The organism is Rhizobium beringeri (genome assembly GCF_004306515.1).
Classification (GTDB): Bacteria; Pseudomonadota; Alphaproteobacteria; order Rhizobiales; family Rhizobiaceae; genus Rhizobium; species Rhizobium beringeri.
In genome coordinates, this window is record NZ_SILG01000005.1 from 242,802 (window position 1) to 258,836 (window position 16,035).

The 16,035-nt window shown below is 57.1% G+C and carries 13 protein-coding genes and 5 pseudogenes; 9 read left to right on the forward strand and 9 right to left on the reverse strand.

Annotated features, from left to right (window positions below; all coding sequences use genetic code 11):
- Positions 1 to 102: 102 nt before the first annotated feature.
- Positions 103 to 726, reverse strand: a complete 624-nt coding sequence (locus ELH03_RS33910) for a plasmid pRiA4b ORF-3 family protein (RefSeq protein ID WP_130806997.1) — start codon at positions 724 to 726, stop codon at positions 103 to 105.
- Positions 727 to 1,040: 314 nt separating this feature from the next.
- Here ELH03_RS33910 and ELH03_RS33915 point away from each other — a divergent pair, with 314 nt between their 5' ends.
- Complete coding sequence (locus ELH03_RS33915) at positions 1,041 to 1,370, forward strand: hypothetical protein (protein ID WP_130806969.1); 330 nt, start codon at positions 1,041 to 1,043, stop codon at positions 1,368 to 1,370.
- Between the two features lie 281 nt (positions 1,371 to 1,651).
- Here the strand turns inward: ELH03_RS33915 and ELH03_RS33920 are convergent, their stop codons facing one another.
- The 6 genes from ELH03_RS33920 to ELH03_RS33950 all read right to left on the reverse strand — a co-directional run bounded on the left by ELH03_RS33920 (position 1,652) and on the right by ELH03_RS33950 (position 8,047).
- Positions 1,652 to 2,425: an SOS response-associated peptidase family protein gene (locus ELH03_RS33920; protein ID WP_130806971.1), complete on the reverse strand. Its 774-nt coding sequence runs from the start codon at positions 2,423 to 2,425 to the stop codon at positions 1,652 to 1,654.
- A gap of 63 nt (positions 2,426 to 2,488) precedes the next feature.
- Positions 2,489 to 3,553: a non-homologous end-joining DNA ligase gene (gene ligD / locus ELH03_RS33925; RefSeq protein ID WP_130806973.1), complete on the reverse strand. Its 1,065-nt coding sequence runs from the start codon at positions 3,551 to 3,553 to the stop codon at positions 2,489 to 2,491.
- Between the two features lie 156 nt (positions 3,554 to 3,709).
- The gene (locus ELH03_RS37660) at positions 3,710 to 4,522 is read right to left on the reverse strand and encodes a hypothetical protein (protein ID WP_017969055.1); all 813 of its coding nucleotides are present in this window, start codon (positions 4,520 to 4,522) and stop codon (positions 3,710 to 3,712) included.
- The gene (locus ELH03_RS33940; RefSeq protein WP_017969054.1) at positions 4,519 to 4,716 is read right to left on the reverse strand and encodes a hypothetical protein; all 198 of its coding nucleotides are present in this window, start codon (positions 4,714 to 4,716) and stop codon (positions 4,519 to 4,521) included. Before ELH03_RS33940 ends, ELH03_RS37660 begins: the two co-directional genes overlap by 4 nt.
- Positions 4,717 to 5,072: 356 nt before the next feature.
- The gene (locus tag ELH03_RS33945; protein ID WP_081295638.1) at positions 5,073 to 5,243 is read right to left on the reverse strand and encodes an EAL domain-containing protein; all 171 of its coding nucleotides are present in this window, start codon (positions 5,241 to 5,243) and stop codon (positions 5,073 to 5,075) included.
- Positions 5,244 to 5,311: 68 nt separating this feature from the next.
- A complete protein-coding gene (locus ELH03_RS33950) occupies positions 5,312 to 8,047 on the reverse strand; it encodes a M16 family metallopeptidase (protein ID WP_130806975.1) in 2,736 nt (911 codons plus the stop codon).
- Between the two features lie 227 nt (positions 8,048 to 8,274).
- Between ELH03_RS33950 and ELH03_RS33955 the strand changes: the two genes are divergently transcribed.
- The 4 genes and pseudogenes from ELH03_RS33955 to ELH03_RS33970 form a co-directional block, all read left to right on the forward strand.
- Positions 8,275 to 9,318, forward strand: coding sequence for a LacI family DNA-binding transcriptional regulator (locus ELH03_RS33955; RefSeq protein ID WP_065277087.1), 1,044 nt, complete (start codon positions 8,275 to 8,277; stop codon positions 9,316 to 9,318).
- Between the two features lie 102 nt (positions 9,319 to 9,420).
- Entirely contained in the window at positions 9,421 to 10,650 is a 1,230-nt protein-coding gene (locus tag ELH03_RS33960) for a replication initiator protein A (RefSeq protein WP_017969049.1), read from the forward strand.
- A 1,406-nt stretch (positions 10,651 to 12,056) separates the two neighbouring features.
- Complete coding sequence (locus ELH03_RS33965; protein WP_026154661.1) at positions 12,057 to 12,257, forward strand: hypothetical protein; 201 nt, start codon at positions 12,057 to 12,059, stop codon at positions 12,255 to 12,257.
- Positions 12,258 to 12,335: 78 nt separating this feature from the next.
- Positions 12,336 to 12,507, forward strand: a pseudogene (locus ELH03_RS33970) (transposase); the annotation flags it as partial.
- Positions 12,508 to 12,560: 53 nt separating this feature from the next.
- Here the strand turns inward: ELH03_RS33970 and ELH03_RS38300 are convergent.
- Positions 12,561 to 12,763: pseudogene (locus ELH03_RS38300) on the reverse strand (IS6 family transposase); the annotation flags it as partial.
- 52 nt (positions 12,764 to 12,815) lie between these two features.
- Here ELH03_RS38300 and ELH03_RS33980 point away from each other — a divergent pair.
- The 4 genes and pseudogenes from ELH03_RS33980 to ELH03_RS38305 form a co-directional block, all read left to right on the forward strand.
- Positions 12,816 to 13,474 (forward strand): annotated as a pseudogene (locus tag ELH03_RS33980) (IS6 family transposase).
- Positions 13,475 to 13,673: 199 nt separating this feature from the next.
- Positions 13,674 to 13,991, forward strand: coding sequence for a BON domain-containing protein (locus ELH03_RS33985; RefSeq protein ID WP_017969047.1), 318 nt, complete (start codon positions 13,674 to 13,676; stop codon positions 13,989 to 13,991).
- A gap of 43 nt (positions 13,992 to 14,034) precedes the next feature.
- Positions 14,035 to 14,234, forward strand: a pseudogene (locus ELH03_RS33990) (IS6 family transposase); the annotation flags it as partial.
- Positions 14,235 to 14,292: 58 nt separating this feature from the next.
- A pseudogene (locus ELH03_RS38305) lies at positions 14,293 to 14,439 on the forward strand (DUF2794 domain-containing protein); the annotation flags it as partial.
- 17 nt (positions 14,440 to 14,456) lie between these two features.
- Here ELH03_RS38305 and ELH03_RS34000 read toward each other — a convergent pair.
- On the reverse strand, positions 14,457 to 16,031 hold the full coding sequence (locus tag ELH03_RS34000; RefSeq protein WP_080635762.1) for a glycerophosphodiester phosphodiesterase family protein: 1,575 nt from the start codon (positions 16,029 to 16,031) through the stop codon (positions 14,457 to 14,459).
- Between the last annotated feature and the right edge of the window lie 4 nt (positions 16,032 to 16,035).

The following is a 16,035-nucleotide window of genomic DNA, read 5'->3' on the forward strand; positions in this document are numbered from 1 at the left end:
GGTCGATGTTAGCTGCAAACGTGCATCATAAGGACGGCCCGGTAAGCTATGGGTGTCGGCTCAGACTCTTTCAACGTGTTCCACCTCGAACTCTCACCCAACTCATTTCTTCGGTACGGCTTTCGGTTTCGGCTGATACAGACGCCGTCTGACGTTTGAGCGCAGAGCGTTGCGTACATCCTTGTCCACCACCGACAGGTCGAACCATTCGGGATCAAAGTACCCGCCGCACCACCGAATGGTCTCGGCATATTCCGGATCTTCCCCGTCTGCGATGATCTCCAGGAACCGCTCATATCCCGATACGCCACCAACATCTTCGGGCGGCCGCGCCCTTTCCCCGGCGACGCAGCTCCCGTGTCTGGGCGTAGCGGCGAGCGTCAAGAACTCCTCGACCGCAACAGTGTGCCGCCAGCCATCCCCGAAATCATAGTGGTAACTGAAGACGGCACCTTGCTCGAAGTCCAGCAAGCGAACCTCTCTCTGATCGAAGACCCGAGGATCGTCGTCCGTCGCATCCTCCGTCAGGATCTCGACTTCCCCATACCGCAAACCACCAATGCGGAATTCATAAAGATGATAGTTCCACCAGTTGAATGCTGCCTGAATACCGAGATGCAGATGCTCCAGGTTCCAATGCATAGGCAGGACCAATCGGCGCCAGACGTCCGGCTGGATCTCGTCGATGGAAACTCTGACCTGCACGGCGTTTGCGGGTTTGAACATGACACGAATGAACAAGGTCAGGCGACGATCGTCAAGAAGGCCGCTCAATTGTGAAAATCTATTCGAACTGGATCGTCCTTCACGGCATCTCTGCCGGCTTGTGCAGTCGTCGAAGCTTACTATCTCTGGTGTAACCCGAACCGGAGCATCGCCATGGACCGAAGCGCGGCCGATATGCTGTCGGAATTCTATATTGAAATTCTTCCGCCGGAGCGCGATGACACGTGTACACCGGATGCAACGACATGTCCGTGCTGTCGAAGGTTACGTCCGGCCTCGAGCATGGATGACGATGGCTGCGGGATCTGCGACGAATGCCTGGCACCATGAACGGCGGCGGCAAAATACCTCCATCGGTTCAGGCAACGTTCGAAGACGCGCTTGCGAGGTTACCGGACGGCTATGTCGGCGGATATTTCGATAATCGATCATGGGGCGTGACCGTCAAGCGGTCGGAGGATGGCCAACGGACCTGGCTCTATGGCGAGGAGCTTAGCGGAAGCGATATCGTCAGCTTCAACCTCTATCGATTGGGCGGACCCGGATCGATACTGAAGCCGTGCGAAATGTCCTCCGCCAAGGTGATCGAATTCGTTCTCGGTTTCGAGCCCACCACAATCAAAGCTGTAATGGCCGAAAAATGAGCACAAGATTTTATATTGCATTGCAACATGCGCATGGCTGCACTGCGATCTGAGCGCTGGCGGTCGGGGCAGCCTCTGATATCTTCAGGTCAACGAAGCAATGCACCTCCTCCCGCAGAGCTTCGTGTATCAGGCGACCCACTCCTCCTCCCAAGGGGAGCCTGACGGAACAGCGGCACTCCTCCTCCCAGCCGTTGTTCAATATTCCGAGAAGCCTGCCGCACCTCCTCCCGCGGCAGGCTTTTTCATTTTCCGATGCATTCAAACGCTGAGTGCAGACGTCAAAGGAGAATGCCCTGTTCCACCGGCTCTCCGGATTTCGAGACAATCGTGGATCCGTATGGTTCGCGGGACGAGATGATCAGCGCGTCATTCGGTAGCGGGCGGGCAAGTTTCTTGGCCTCTTCCCAGGGCGCCCGCATCCAGATGTCGGTCTCTTCCTTCGTCAGCAACAGGACCGGCATGGCCTTGTCATGGATCGGTTTCACCAGGTCGTTGGGACCCGTGGTCAAAAAGCCATAGAGGTCATCAGTGGTCAGGCCGTCCCTGACCTTTCGAACACTCTGCCATTGCGGCACATGGAGACCGGCAAAGAACATCAGCGGCTTGGTTGCGTCACGGGCGAACCAGGCATTGGGCAAGTTGCCGCCTTGCTGCTGGCTGGCCGGATCCGGCTCGGCGAAACTGGTGACCGGGACGAGACATCTGTTTTCGACACCGAACCATCGCGTCCAGTGCGGAAAACTGAGCTTGCGCACGTTGGTCGTGCCGCGGTCGGCCTCCATGCGGATCAGTTCTTCGAGATCGAAAGCCTTGCCCTTGGCCGCAAGTTTCTCGGCCTTGATTTTGGCCGTCTTCTCAAGTGCGAAGCGCGGCGAGGGCAGTCCCCAGCGCGCATGGACCAGTTGCTTCTTGCCGTCGGCGGTGTTGCGGACGATCGGCCCCATCTGATCGGGGTTCATCTGGTAGGCGGGCATCAGATTGATCAGGCTTTGGGCGTCCTGGGCCCATTTGGCGACCCAGTCCTTGTCTTCCATGCGATAGAGGTTACACATAGCAGGCCATCCACTCCGCGTGAGCTCGAATGGTGACCAATCTAGCGGATGGCGCTGATTTCGCTAGTCGAGCCGGAAGACGTCGGCATTGTCCTGCCGTTCTCGCAAGCCCTTGTACGACGGATGACGGAGTTTCCCGTCCGCCGTCCAGGCGCGGAACTCGATCTCGGCGATTAGGGTCGGTTCGACCCAGGCAATATCGGCACTTCCGGAATAGGGCAGGGGCGGTTGCTTTCGCTTCCATCGCAGCGCGTCCAGCATCTTCCGCAACCTGATGGCCTCGACTTCTTTGAAGCCCGTGCCGACGCTCCCCACGTGGACGAGCTCATCACCACGATACGCTGCGAGTATCAACGAGCCGAAGCCGGCAGGCGAAGCTGATGACATTTCATAGCCGACGATGAAGAAGGCCTCGCTCTGGACGCATTTGATTTTCACCCAGTCTCCGGTCCGGCCAGAGCGATAGGGCCGATCGAGGTGCTTGCCGACAATGCCTTCCAGGCCGAGGCGGCAGACATGCTCAAGCAGGACAGCTGGTTCGCCATCGAGTGTTTCCGATAGCCGAATAGCGCCGACCTGCTCGTCCTTTGCGCCGTTCAACAAGTCCTCGAGAAGATGTCGGCGGGACCGGTATTCGACACCGCGCAGATCGTGGCCGTCCAGATAAACAAGATCGAAAGCGTAAAGGACGGCGTTGGAGGCTCGGCTGCCAGCTTGTTTGCCGGATGCGCCCAGCGATTGCTGCAGCAGCCCGAAATCCGGCCGGCCCTCTTCATCGAGCACGACGGCTTCGCCGTCGATGATCATCGTCGCCGGTCCGAGCGCTCGGGCGGCCTGCTCTATCGCCGGAAACCGGTGCGTCCAGTCATGGCCGCCACGCGTGAGGATCCGGATCCCTTGGGGCTCGATATGAACGGCAAGGCGATAGCCATCCAATTTCAGCTCCCAGCTCCACTCGCTTCCCTTTGGGGGACGGGACTTCAGTTGCGCCAGCGCAGGCTCGACGCGCTCAGGCATGGGATCGAACAGCAGCTGTGGCTGGGCGGGATTGCGCTTGCCTCGCGGCCTGGAACGGATCGGGGCCTCGGCGTCACGCAGGAGGGGTTTTGATCTCGGAGGCTTCTTCATCGCCCCAGTTCAGCAGAAAAATCTTAAAGACACTGTGACGATATCGACTTGTCCCCGCAATTCACACAAAGGGAGTAGCGCTCGCAAACGCACGGAAAAAAATCCGCGGGCTGCTACTGCGCTGATTCTCATCGGCATTCTGCTGATTTCTAATGTTCAGGATAATATTCCCATTCCTCCGGTTGCTCGCCTCGCGCGCGCTTCCCGCCTGCTTTCAATCTTCTCGATTGCCGGTATTAATGTTCGCTTCCGCCATCGCTCGTCTAGCCTTGTGTCGTCCACGAAATGTTTGAGTATGTCGAGGACGTCGGTACCCGTGACGTCGTGAGCATTCCGGCCAAACTGATGGCTTCTCAGGAAGCAAAACAGATCTGATAGGCAATGGACCGCTTCTTTGTGGTCGTTGTCTTCGAGGGCGTCGTCGATATAAGTCCGGACAACCCACCATGCGGCATTTATCTGACGGATTGCGATCTCATCGCGTCGTTGTGTCGCCGGGCTCATAATGTTGCCGATACGGCTTTTCAGGCACAGCACAGGGTGCATCACCGCCACCTCTATGGTGGAGCCGTCTTCGCTTCGAAGCATGATGGTGGTTACGCCGTTTCGAAATTCCTCTCGTTTGACACCAATGATGTCATGGAGGAAGTCCACGATAATTGGACGGCCGTTCATATTCGCTTCGACAATTGCGGTACTTGGCGAATTCATACTGTCTTTGTCAGGTGTCTTGACGGTGCCACCGATGGCTTCCGCTAATTTTTCGGCCGCTTGCACACCGCCATAGTAATCGATGTCTTTACTCGTGAATGGTTTGTACTTTTCGAGCTCGGGCTGCACAGTTTCGTAGAAGCCAGCCCAAAGAAATGTCGCCTGTCCACCGACGATGAAAGCCTCATCATCGACAGTAAGATTCGAAACTATTTTGATGACTTCGTCCGGACGCAGAAACTCATTGTAGACCGTCATGCCAGCTGCATGCGCACCCTACGTTGCCCAATGCTCATCTGCTCTGGTTTGAATGCCGAGAACAAGCCATTGCGCTCGAAAAGTTTATCGGCGTCGACCTCGCCCTTGAGAAGACGCGCTGAGTCAAGCTCGCGATCCCGCTGTTTTTCGCGGCGACGCTGATCAACATCAAAGTGGGCGCGATCTGAATCCATTTCTCTTCTCTTTAGAGATCGATGTCACTCATACTCTTCTTTTGTCGATCATTCAATGAGCTCCAGCTGACGTTTGTTCCAGCTGTTCGCACTGGATTGGTATAACAGATATCGGTTGAATAGTCATTAATTCGATGCGCTTGCGCCATGCGGGCCGGTCTGCCCAACCAACCAGGATGGAGAAGCCTGACGTAGGAGGGCCTAAGCCGGAGACGAGCAATGGCGATCATTCCGCCGCCAACCATATGCAAACCAATAAATTTCTATCTGTTTTTGCATATGGTTGACGGCCGGCGTCGCTGGTCGAACAAGCTGATCGAGCGGGTGCCGTGACGTCTATAAAACGCCAAGCAATGTCATGGGGCGACCCCATCCCGTAGCAGTTTTTCATGAATCTCGTTGGCCGACATAGGCTTGCCAACCAAATACCCCTGCAATTGATCGCTGCCTGAATCCCGCAATATTTCGGCTTGCCGCTGGGTCTCGACACCTTCGGCTGTCACGGGGATATCGAGTGCGTTGGCCATACCGTTAAGCGCAAAAATTTGCGACAGGCCCGTTAAACGCCGCCCCTGATCGCAACCGGCCTCGCCCGCTATCTTACCGTCGCCGGCAGCACTTCGAATTTCCAGAATTTTTCCGGACTGAAATAGGTCGCGGCAAACACGCGGATATCTCCGGCGGTGACTTTGCCGTAGCCGGTGAGACTATTGCGTATCCGGTCCAAACGACGCGAGTCCGTCTGGGCGTGGTGCAGATCTTCAATCCAATATTCGTTGCTCTGCTGCTGATGCTTCAATGTCTCGACGATGGGCTCGCGAGCGCGCGCAAGCTCATCCGGAGAAACATCATGCGACCGCAGGTCGGTGGCGATCTCTTCGACAACTGCGTAGAAACGCGGGACCTTTTCCGGTTCCGTCCCGACGGAGAAATAGGCGCAGCCGTAGCCGGGAACTTCCCTTGACAGGTCAACATCGCTCTTCAGGGCATAGCTTGCGCCTTCGGCAATACGAAACTGGTCAATCAGCCTGTTTTGGAAAATGTGGGTGGCGATCTTAGCAGTGAACGACCGCGGCAGATCGGAGAGCAAATCGCCGACTGGAACTCCCAAGGCAGCGGCTGCAATATCCGCCCTGCCGCTATGGGTCCGCAAAACGGGCGTCTTGTTCGCGGCCGGAAAACGCACGTCACCCCAATCATTGCTCGGCGCCGTCTCCGGGCGCGGCGGCAAGGCGCCAAAGGTTTCAGCCGTCATCCGGATTGCGTCGTCCACCGTCACGTCGCCGACGATGGTAATGTCGATCGGGCCATTGGAAACCATAGGCCGGAACAGCGCCTCGAAATCTTCCGGCTTAGCGGCGGACAACTCAGCGCGATCAGGGAAGGTCCAGCGCGGGTCGCCGGAATGCACGAGCCCGGCCAAATCGCGGACGACAACGTCGCCGGGCGACGCGTCATACTGATCGAGATCGCTCAAATACTCCTGCTGCACCCGCTTGAATGCCTCGGGGCGGTATGCGGGATCGGAAGTGTATGCCGCCATTAGCTGCAATTGCGTCGCAAGATCTTCCGTCCGCGTGCGACCGTCGAACTTGAAGGAACTGTCGCCGACCGAGAAGTCGACGCCGACAATGTTGGCTGTCAGTGCTTTCTGGATATCCTGGTAATCCATGGCCTTCAGGCCGGACAGCACGACGGCCGGAGATGCCCAGATCGCAGCGGAACGGTCGTGCGGCAGGCCCAGCCGACCGCGGCCGATATCTTCGCGTACCAGCACTTCGTTGGCACGCAGCCTGGTCGGCTTGACGGTAAGGCGCACGCCGTTGGAAAAGCCCACCATGGTCAAACCCAGATCCTCGTCCGTACGGCGTTCGACCACGGCACCCGGTTCGCCGAAATGGGTGTAGGGCCAGGCGACATCGGCCGCACCGGATGGAGCCGAGACAGCAATAGCCTTTGAAGCATCATAGACTTGCCGAACCGTATCGGCTCCGCCCTCAGGTGATTGGGTCGTCTGTAGCACGACCTGTGGACCGTTGCCGGAGAATGCATGCAGCAAGGCTTGATTGACCTCGGCCGCCGTGACGCCGTTCGTCATCGTCTCGAACATCGAGAGGTCTTCGGCGGGCGAGGTGAAGACTTGATCGTCATCGACGCTGCGAGCCAGCATGGAAGCAATGTCGGTCGTCATCCGCGTCGCGGCTCCGGCCGCAGCAGCTTGCAGGGCCGAGCGATATTCGCGAATTTCGCGATCGATCTCCGCCTGCGCAACGCCGAACTCCTGGATCCGGCGCTGTTCCTGGTCAATGGCCGTGAGCGCCGCCTGCCATTTGTCCGGCTCGGAGTTCGCCGCGATCAGGACGACATGGGCGGAATGGAGGAGATCCTCGCAGTAGGCGGTCGCTTCGATGAAAGGGGCATCCGCCTTGCCGGCAATGGTGCTCAGCCGACGCTGGAGCACCCTCAGGCCTAGATCTTCGATAAGCCCAGCGCGGCGCTTGGCGAAGGTGTCAGGCGCGGCGTCATAGGGACGCGTCCAGGCGATCTGTATGCTGGTCATGCCGCCGGGAACGACGATGACCTCGGCGCTTTCGCCTTTCGTCTCCAGCGCGCCAAGATCCGCTTTTGTCGGCGCCGGACCCACGGCCTTCCAGTCGCCGAAGCGCTGGCGGATTTCGACTTCCATGGCGGCGGGGTCGATATCGCCCACCACCATCAGCATCGCCCGCTCGGGCCGGTAGTTGGCCCGGTAATAATCACGGACAAGCTCCACGGGGGCATTGCTGATGATGTCGGTTTTACCGATCGGGGCGCGCATGGTCGCGCGCTGGCCGGCGAGCAACGAATTCGTGATGCCGAGCGCCGCGCGGTACTGCGGCGTATCACGCGACCGCTCTTCCGACAGGATGACGCCGCGTTCGCGATCGAAGGCGCCGCCATCGAGGGTCAGCTCGCTCGCCGTCTCGCGCATCAACATCAGGCCCGTCGAAACCGTGTCGGCATCGACCTCAGGCAGATTGAATTTATAGACAGTCTCGTCATAGGAGGTATGGGCGTTGATGTCCCGCCCAAAGGCCAGGCCCTTGCGCTGCAGGATAGGGATCATCTCCCCTTCGGCGACATTCGTCGAACCCTTAAAGGCCATGTGCTCGAGAAAATGCGCCAGCCCCTGCTGGTCATCGTTTTCGTCGAGCGAACCGGAGCCAATGCGAAAGCGGATCGCTGCCTGCCCGGGCGGCGTGACATTGCGCATGATCGCAAATCGCATGCCGTTGGCGAGCGTGCCGAAATGGACATCGGGGTCGGCTTGGAGATCGCTTTTGTGAAACATTTTTTATCCTGGCGTTGAGAATCAACGATGTGGTTGTTGAGGCCTAGCTCTTGTGAAGAGCATATACGCGAGACTTACCCGCAGCTCAACGCGAGCATGACAGTTCCTATCAAACTCATCATGGTCTTGCGGAATCCCGTGATGATTTCATCACGAATGCGGCTTGCTAATTCCACGAGATTACGAAATCCTAGTGCCGACCGGGTTTAATTACGAAGAGGTGAAAAATGGCGGCAAAATCAAGACCGACAGCGGCCGACGTCGCAAGGCGTGCGGACGTTGGCGTGGCAACGGTCGATAGGGTTCTCAACGGCAGAGCCCCTGTGAGAAAGGAAACGGCCGATCGCGTCAGAGAGGCGGCCGAAGCTATCGGCTATCATGCGCTGCCCCTCATAAGACACCGGACGAACGCAAGGAACGTAAGGAACGTCCGACTTGGCTTCGTACTTCAGAAAGGGACGGATCCATTCTATCAGAATGTCGCTACTGGCCTTAGAAAAGAGCTTTCATCCAGGCTTGACGTTAAAGGAAAGCCCGACATCGTTTTCGTGGATGACATCACCGCGGAGTCGCTGAGGAAGAAAATCCTGGAGGTCGGATCGAGGACAGACGCGGTCGCGGTCGTAGCGATCGACCATCCGCTTGTCGTGTTAGCCGTTGATGAACTCAATCTGCGAAAGAAGCCCGTCTTCACTTTGCTGTCGGGAATTTCGGCGAGCGGGGTCACCGGGTATATCGGTTTGGATAGCCGCAAGGTCGGCCGCACCGGCGCTTTCATCATCTCCAAAATGGCCGGAGCCAAAGGCAAAATTGCCACACTCGTGGGAAGTCATAGATACCTGGGGCAAGATCTCAGTGAGATGGGGTTTCGATCCTATTTCCGTGAAATAGGAGAAGAGGCCCGGTTGCTTGAAACAATTGTCAATTTCGACAATCCAGAGGTGGCTCGTGAAGTCACAACGAGCCTCCTTGATAGACACGCCGATCTCGCTGCCATATACAATGCGGGTGGCGGACAGGACGGGATTGTTCAGGCAATTCGAGCTCATAGTAGCGGCCAGCGGCCGGTCGTCGTTTGCAACGATCTGACTGACGCAACGCGACCCGCGCTGATTGACGGCGTTATCAGTTGTTTCCTCTGCTTACCAATCGAGGCATTTGCGCGTGCGGTCATTGATGAGATGGTTTCCTCCATCATAGGCATACGGCCGGCCGCGCCAAACCGGACCTTGCCATTTGACGTCATTTTTGCCGAGAACTTGCCTGCATAGCCGGCGGGTCGTTCAAGTCTCGCGGTAAGCTTTCACCATGGTCGTCCCTCGGTACCGGCTGGAGGTCGATGTCACGTTGTTTCATCCTAGCTAGACTGCCGCATGGCCTCCAAGAAACTCAACCTCAAATCCCGCGAAGCGTTCGCCGAGCTGTCGCTGCACCACAAGAACGCTTACCTGCAGGAAGTAGCCGGTCTAATCATAGCCGTGCGGGGTGAGGATCCGGTCGAATTGGACAAGGACGCGCTAGCGCGTTTGCGCCGCTACTACAGCCGTCGCTCCATGGCTGACCTTCGCCTCAACGAAGTGGGCGGACCGCTCCGCCGCACCTTTGAGAGCTTGGCTGACGGTATTCGCAGCGACGAGGTTGTAACCCTCCTCAAGCACGAGCTGCCAGCACCTCGCCGTAGCGCTGCGTTTTCGCGTCCGGCGCCGATCGATGACGCCCAGCTGATGTTTTTTGTGCCGTCTGTTCACGACGCGCCGCTCAAGGACGACTTCAATCTCATGGACATTGCACCTTTTGCGCTGTCCAAATCCGGCGGGGCAGGGGTTATTCGCTACGAGCTGAAAGACTCCATCATCACCATCGAAGGAGGTGCGGAGGTCGGGCTGGCAACGGCTTACGACTACGACATCGTCATCAACATGATCTCGCATCTGGCGGAAGCCACACGGCGCTTCCGCATCGACGAGGCCAAGGGCCTCAAGCCGAGCATTCCGCCCCAGGTGTACCGCCCAGCTGCAGCCGAAATCCTCAAGTTCTGCCGGCGTGAGCTTGGTGGTAAGCAATACGAGGATCTGGAGCGTGCGTTAGCGCGCCTGCAGGCAACGAATATCCGCATCACCAATCTTAAAGGCGATCGTAAAGGCCGGGACCGCCGCGCAACCGAATCCTTCCCGCTGATCGGTCGCTACAAGGTCGTCAGCCGCACCAACCAGGATCGGATAGGCCAGGTCGAGATTGAAATCCCGGGGTGGGTCTATGAAGGGGTTGTGCGGCCTGATGGAAAGCCGACCATCCTGACGCTCAATCCCGACTACTTCCTGCTGTCACGGCCGATCGCCCGTTTCATTTACCGCCTTGCCCGTAAGGCTGCCGGCGACACCACGGCCTTTTATTCCTTGAAGGAACTGCACAAGCGTAGCGGTGCGAAGGGTCCGATGCGAAAATTCCGCCAGACGATTGAGGAGATCGTCGAGACGGCCAAGACTACCCCGCTACCTGACTATGATCTCAACCTTGAGGATCGCGGTCACGATCTGGTCTTGCACATGCGCAAGCGCAACAAGAGCCTTCCCGGGGAGATGGACCTCGCAGCGATCGCCTAATTTTGGCAAGCGCCGTACTTCGATCCGCCCATTTTTGACAAAAATATGAGCGCGCGATTCACAGGCGATATTTGTCACAAAACCGTACTCCAATCCGCCTCTTTTTGACAAAAATGGCTGTGGCACGATGTTTGAGGAGTTATCCCCAGTGGCTGTGGATATGTCGAAGTCCACCGTACTTCGGTCCACGATAACCGTACTTCGTTCTGTCGGCGCCGTACATCATTCCGTCAACTGCCGTACATCGTTCCGTCAAAACCGTACTTCGATCCCAAAGCGCCTTGTAAGCTACTGATATAGGAAGCTTTTTTTACCCTAAAACTAGAATAAAACTTCTTTCTTTTAAAACTATCGAAACTTAGAGAAAACGCTGACGCTGACATTTTTTAAATTTTTCGCATTTTTAAAAAGGGCGTTAGCAGTGCAAGAGAACCAGATTTGTCGTAGCTCCGTATTTAGCCGACGCCAAAAATGAAGCACCCCTGGGGGCCGTCTGCCCCCAGACCCCCGAGGATACTTGCCAAAGGGTTAGGGAAGGGCGGTTGGGTAGGTTTTGCAGAGGAAACGAGAGGTAGGTCGGCTGGGGACGCAAAACGCTGACCTTGCCCCCAAGACATAAAAAAACCTTGCGCCGGCTTTTTCCCCCAACCGCCCGGAGCGCATGTCTCTCAGGATGCTGGGTTAGTTGTTAACTCTCAACATGGTGTTGCGTGGCCCTTTAGTCAACCGATATGGACGGCCACCGCCGCTCCAGGTGCGCCGGCCATTCCTGTCCCGCAGCGGGATCCGGGCTGCTGAAACTGAAGCAAACAATCGTTTTCGCGGCTGAACCGCGCAGCCATCTTACAAAAGCCGAATTGGCTAAAGCTTTACGTGCATAAGCTACTTATCATATTCCATGGCGAGCAGAAATGGACGGACCGATAATTTTCAGGATGCAGCGATAACGACAATTGCGTCCTGTTCATATATCTAAATGAGTAGTGGTTAATTCCGAAGGAAGTTCGGAATTCCAAAATACGCAGCTGCCGGTGCAATGTAGTTTCGAGGCGCCGGCAACGTAAAACGATATTTATTCAAAACAAAACATGCAAAAATAGGAGGATAGGTCGTGAACTATCGGAGAATTGTTCTTGCGCGCTTTGCGCAAGCGTTTGCTTGCAACAGGAATCATTCTGCGTGCACCCGCTCAGGCGCCGGGAAGAATTCCACCACCTATTGTGCAGATTCATGCGAGACGCTCCTGATGCCGGACATCGGCAAATAATGGCGCGCGAGGGGTTGCGCGCGGCCGAGGCAATCTGTGTCGATGCGTAATGGCTCGAGGCTTGCATGCAACCCCTACCATATCCACCAATTGTCGAAATTGTTGACGCTGCCTTTCATATGGCAGAGCGGAGGCTAAGATGACCACGGCATGTGATGAGAAACATATGGAATTGAAGCCGATTTCGAGCTGCAGACGAGAAGTCGAAGTCGCGATGGTGGAAATGCTCGTCAGTTTGCAGAAACGTGGATGGTCGGCTGCGGAATTGGCACTGGCGCTCGCAGATGCCTCCGAAGATCTCGTCATGCTGATTGCGACCAAAAGGCTTCGACCGAATTAGGTCGTGGTGACGATTTAACGATGTGGGATTCCGCCGGAGGCGCAAATCAGATTCAAGGCTGACTTTTGGAGATCGGCCGTGGATTGTGATGCGCTTCGGGATGACCAGTGGGAACGGATCAAGGATTGTGTGCCGGGCGGCACGAAGGGCAAACGCGCGCCCGCGCACGAACAACCGGCTGTTCCTGGACGCGCTGTTGTGGACCGCCCGTTCCGGCGGTCGCTGGCGTGACCTGCGCGAACGGCTCGGCGGGCACTCTAAACTTAACGCTGCGAAGACAAGATCTGGGAGTGAGGCTTTGGTTCATTCGGCGTGAAGGGGCGCGATTTGGCGCCATGCTTGCATGGCAGTTGCTCGCAGTTCTCGATGGTGGGTGGATGGAGTATCGTGGCGGGGAACGTTAAAGAGGTTGGCGTTCGGGTCGGTACGGAAACGAAACGCTGAAGATGTCGCGCTGACTAGAAGCGCTTCATGATCCTCTCTCGCCGTCGGACGGGTTGATGAGAGGGCACTGTCACATTGATTGAGCGGTAAGGAAATTGAGGTAGCAGCGCACCCATGACCGTGAGTGCACCGACCTACAAGAACCACCGCTATCCGATCGAAATCGTAGCCCGTGCTGTCTGGCTCTACTTTCGCTTTAATCTGCGCCTGCGCGATGTCGAGGAAATGCTGCTCGATTTCGGGATCGTCGTTTCCTAGGAGACCATCCGCCGATGGTGCCGAAAGCATGGCCTTGATTAGCGCGCCGCATACGCCGCAAGGCGCCGACGAAAGGGGATGTCTGGCACTTCGATGAAGTCGTGGTGCGCATCAACGGTCAGAAATGCTGGTTGTGGAGAGCGGTTGATCAGGAGGGATATGTGCTCGACGAGATCGTCCAGACGCGCCGTAACACCAAGGCGGCCAAGCGCCTGCTGACGCGACTTCTGAAGAAGCAGGGCATGCCGCCAAAGCGTATGATCACCGACAAATTGCGCTCCTACGGGGCGGCCAAACGCCAGGTCATGCCGAACGTGGAACACCGCTCGCATAATGGCTTGAACAACCGGGCGGAGAATTCTCACCTGCCGTTGAGAAAACGGGAGCGAACGCGACAGGGTTTCCGGTCGGTTGGCTCATTGCAACCTTTCGTGTCGATCTTCTCCGCCGTCCGAAACCTCTATCGACGCCAGGCAATGGCCGCGTGGGAAGCCGTGAGTGCACGGCCTGCCTGAAAAGCGCAGGCTCGGCCTCACGTGGCCACATTCAAACAACGTGACAGCGCCGGCACCGCACCTCGCGCGCCGCTCAATCACCTTCGACCGTGGGACCGCCGCGGAGATTGGCTTGCGGCGTGGCCGCCAGTTGATCTGCATCAACGCCGCAACGGCAAACCAGACATAGGATCTCGCCGTCGCAACGGAGGAAGAGTCTATGCCCGCAAACACCGTCATTCCTATCGGCGACGGCGCCCTTTCCACTGCAGTTAGAATGCGCTTGGAACTGGAACTCGGACTGACGTACGATGTCGTGAAGGTGACGGTTCTCAATGGCGAGGTGACCTTGCGCGGAAGGATGGCGTGTCCGTCGAAAAGGGAAGCAGCGAAGGTCACCGCGGAGAGCGTGCGCGGCGTGCGCAGAGTACTCAGCGACATTTCGACGGCGTATTACATGGCCGGAAGCCCAGCCGATCGTTCGAAGGAAGGCTGCGCATGGGCCTGTCGCAAATTTTGGCGCTCAACGGTATGTTGACCATGGAAGAGAGATGCCGCTCCGAAAGTTGTGGAGCGAGCCTATGATTCTGAATGCTATTGCCGAAAAGTTGAAGCGGCAATCGAAGGATGATTTCAATGGCCGGCATTTCGAGGCATGGCCGATGTGCAGGCGGTTGCCTGGTATTTGGGTTATCCACTCAACTATCGGGATCTTGAGGAGATGTTCCGGGAACGTGGCTTCGAGGTCGATCATAGCACCGTCAACCGTTGGGTTCTGGCCTAGGCGCCGATGATCGAAAAGCGGCTTCGCCAGTTCCGGCGGCCGCATTTCGGCTCACGCTGCCTTTTCCTTCTTCCGCCGCGCCAGCGAAGTGCCGCTGTTCCATATCGTCAAGGATCCGAAGCTGGTGCATCGGCAAGGCGCCTTCGCTGTCATCGCCGCTGGCCGTCGCATCCCAAGGCGCGGCCAGGAACTCGGCCACATCCAGTTCAGTTGGTGTGGTTATCGACCAGACGCCGGCGTGGACTTTCTCATCCAGCTTGGCTTGCCAATGATATCCTTCGGTGCGTCGATTATGGATGCCGGGTTGTAGTGGGCATCGATCGGAAAAGAGTAGTCCGCATGATTGCCTTCGGTGATAAAGCCAGCGGCATAGAGCGTCTCCAGATAAGGATTGTCGGCCACCAGCACATCGGCGTAGGGCTCAAGCGCCCCGAAAGTGGCACGGAAATCCATGTCGGGACGTCCGGGCAGGGTGATCGGCACGCCCTGATGGCTGTAGTAAAACTTCTGACCGTTCACGGAGAAGGCTTCGGAGATATAGGACATCGTGAGAGGCGTGTTGGCGAATGTTTCACCCGCTGCCCGGAATGACTTGGTCACCTGGTTCATCTCGTCGAAGGTAGCGGTTCCCTTGAGGCGGGAGATTTGCACCATGGTCAGGTCGCCCAGCTTGTCGAAGGAGGTCAGCCAATCGCCAGCCTGGGTCACTGAATCGTCTTTGATGTGAGAAGACTGGACCCCTTCGACCGTGACGAGAACGGGGATCAGGTTGAGCTTGTTGTCCGGTTGGACGGCGACATTGGCCTGCTCCAGCGCATCAAGTACATTGGTGGTCTTCTTGTCCCATTTGGCAATGACGCGATCGGTAGTGGGCACATAGGTCGAATAGATCTTGATGCCGAGGCGGCTCCGTACGTCAGCATTCTCAGGCGCCGAGAGCATCTTGATTGCTGCGATCGTCGACCCTTCGTCCTTGGGGTCAATGAGGACGTTGAACTCGTCGCCGTTTCTTTTTTTCTCACGAATGTAATCGATGATACTCTGCAGGTCCTCCATTTTTTGGGGATTGCCGTTGCGGTCAAGTGCCAGCGTGCGGCTACTAGTGATGGGATTCCATATCGAGAGGTTCATGTTCTTGATTTCCTCGGTAGAGACATCCGAAATCAGGCAATTGTTCGGATCGCCGGTAACCCGCCCGAGCGTTGTGTCGTGCATCATCCAGGCATGGCCGTTCTTATCAGCGCGAAGATCGAGTTCGACACCATGGAAACCGTACTTGAACGCGTTGGCGGCGGCTGAAATGGTGTTTTCGAGAATGCCCTCGGAATTATCGAACATGCCGCGGTGGGGTAGTATTTGCTTTCGATGTGGATCGATGCCGCGGGCCTTGGTCTCGAGTCCGGTCAGGAAGAGATCCTTGCCGTAGCCGGCGCTTTCAATTTCGTCTTCTGCGTCGCCGAGAGCGGGGCTGTCCAGACCGAAGTCGGATTTCCAATCGGCCTTGTTGCCGGCCGCCAACCACTCGGTGATGGTCTGGTTGACGGTGCCGTCGACTGGATCATCCGGATCATTGGAGCCAAATTTTGCCGTCGTCTCGCAGCGGGTGGAAATCGATAATGCGACGGGCTCGTCGCCCGGCTGCACCGGGCCGTTTTGGGTTTGCAGGCCAGCCTTCGCCCCGTCCCATGCGATGGCATTGGTGGCACTGTCAGCAATGATTGAACTCTCGCTCTGCGCGCCAACCAACGTTGAGGCGAGAACTATGCTCATAATGGACGCTATTAGATCTGTCATGTTG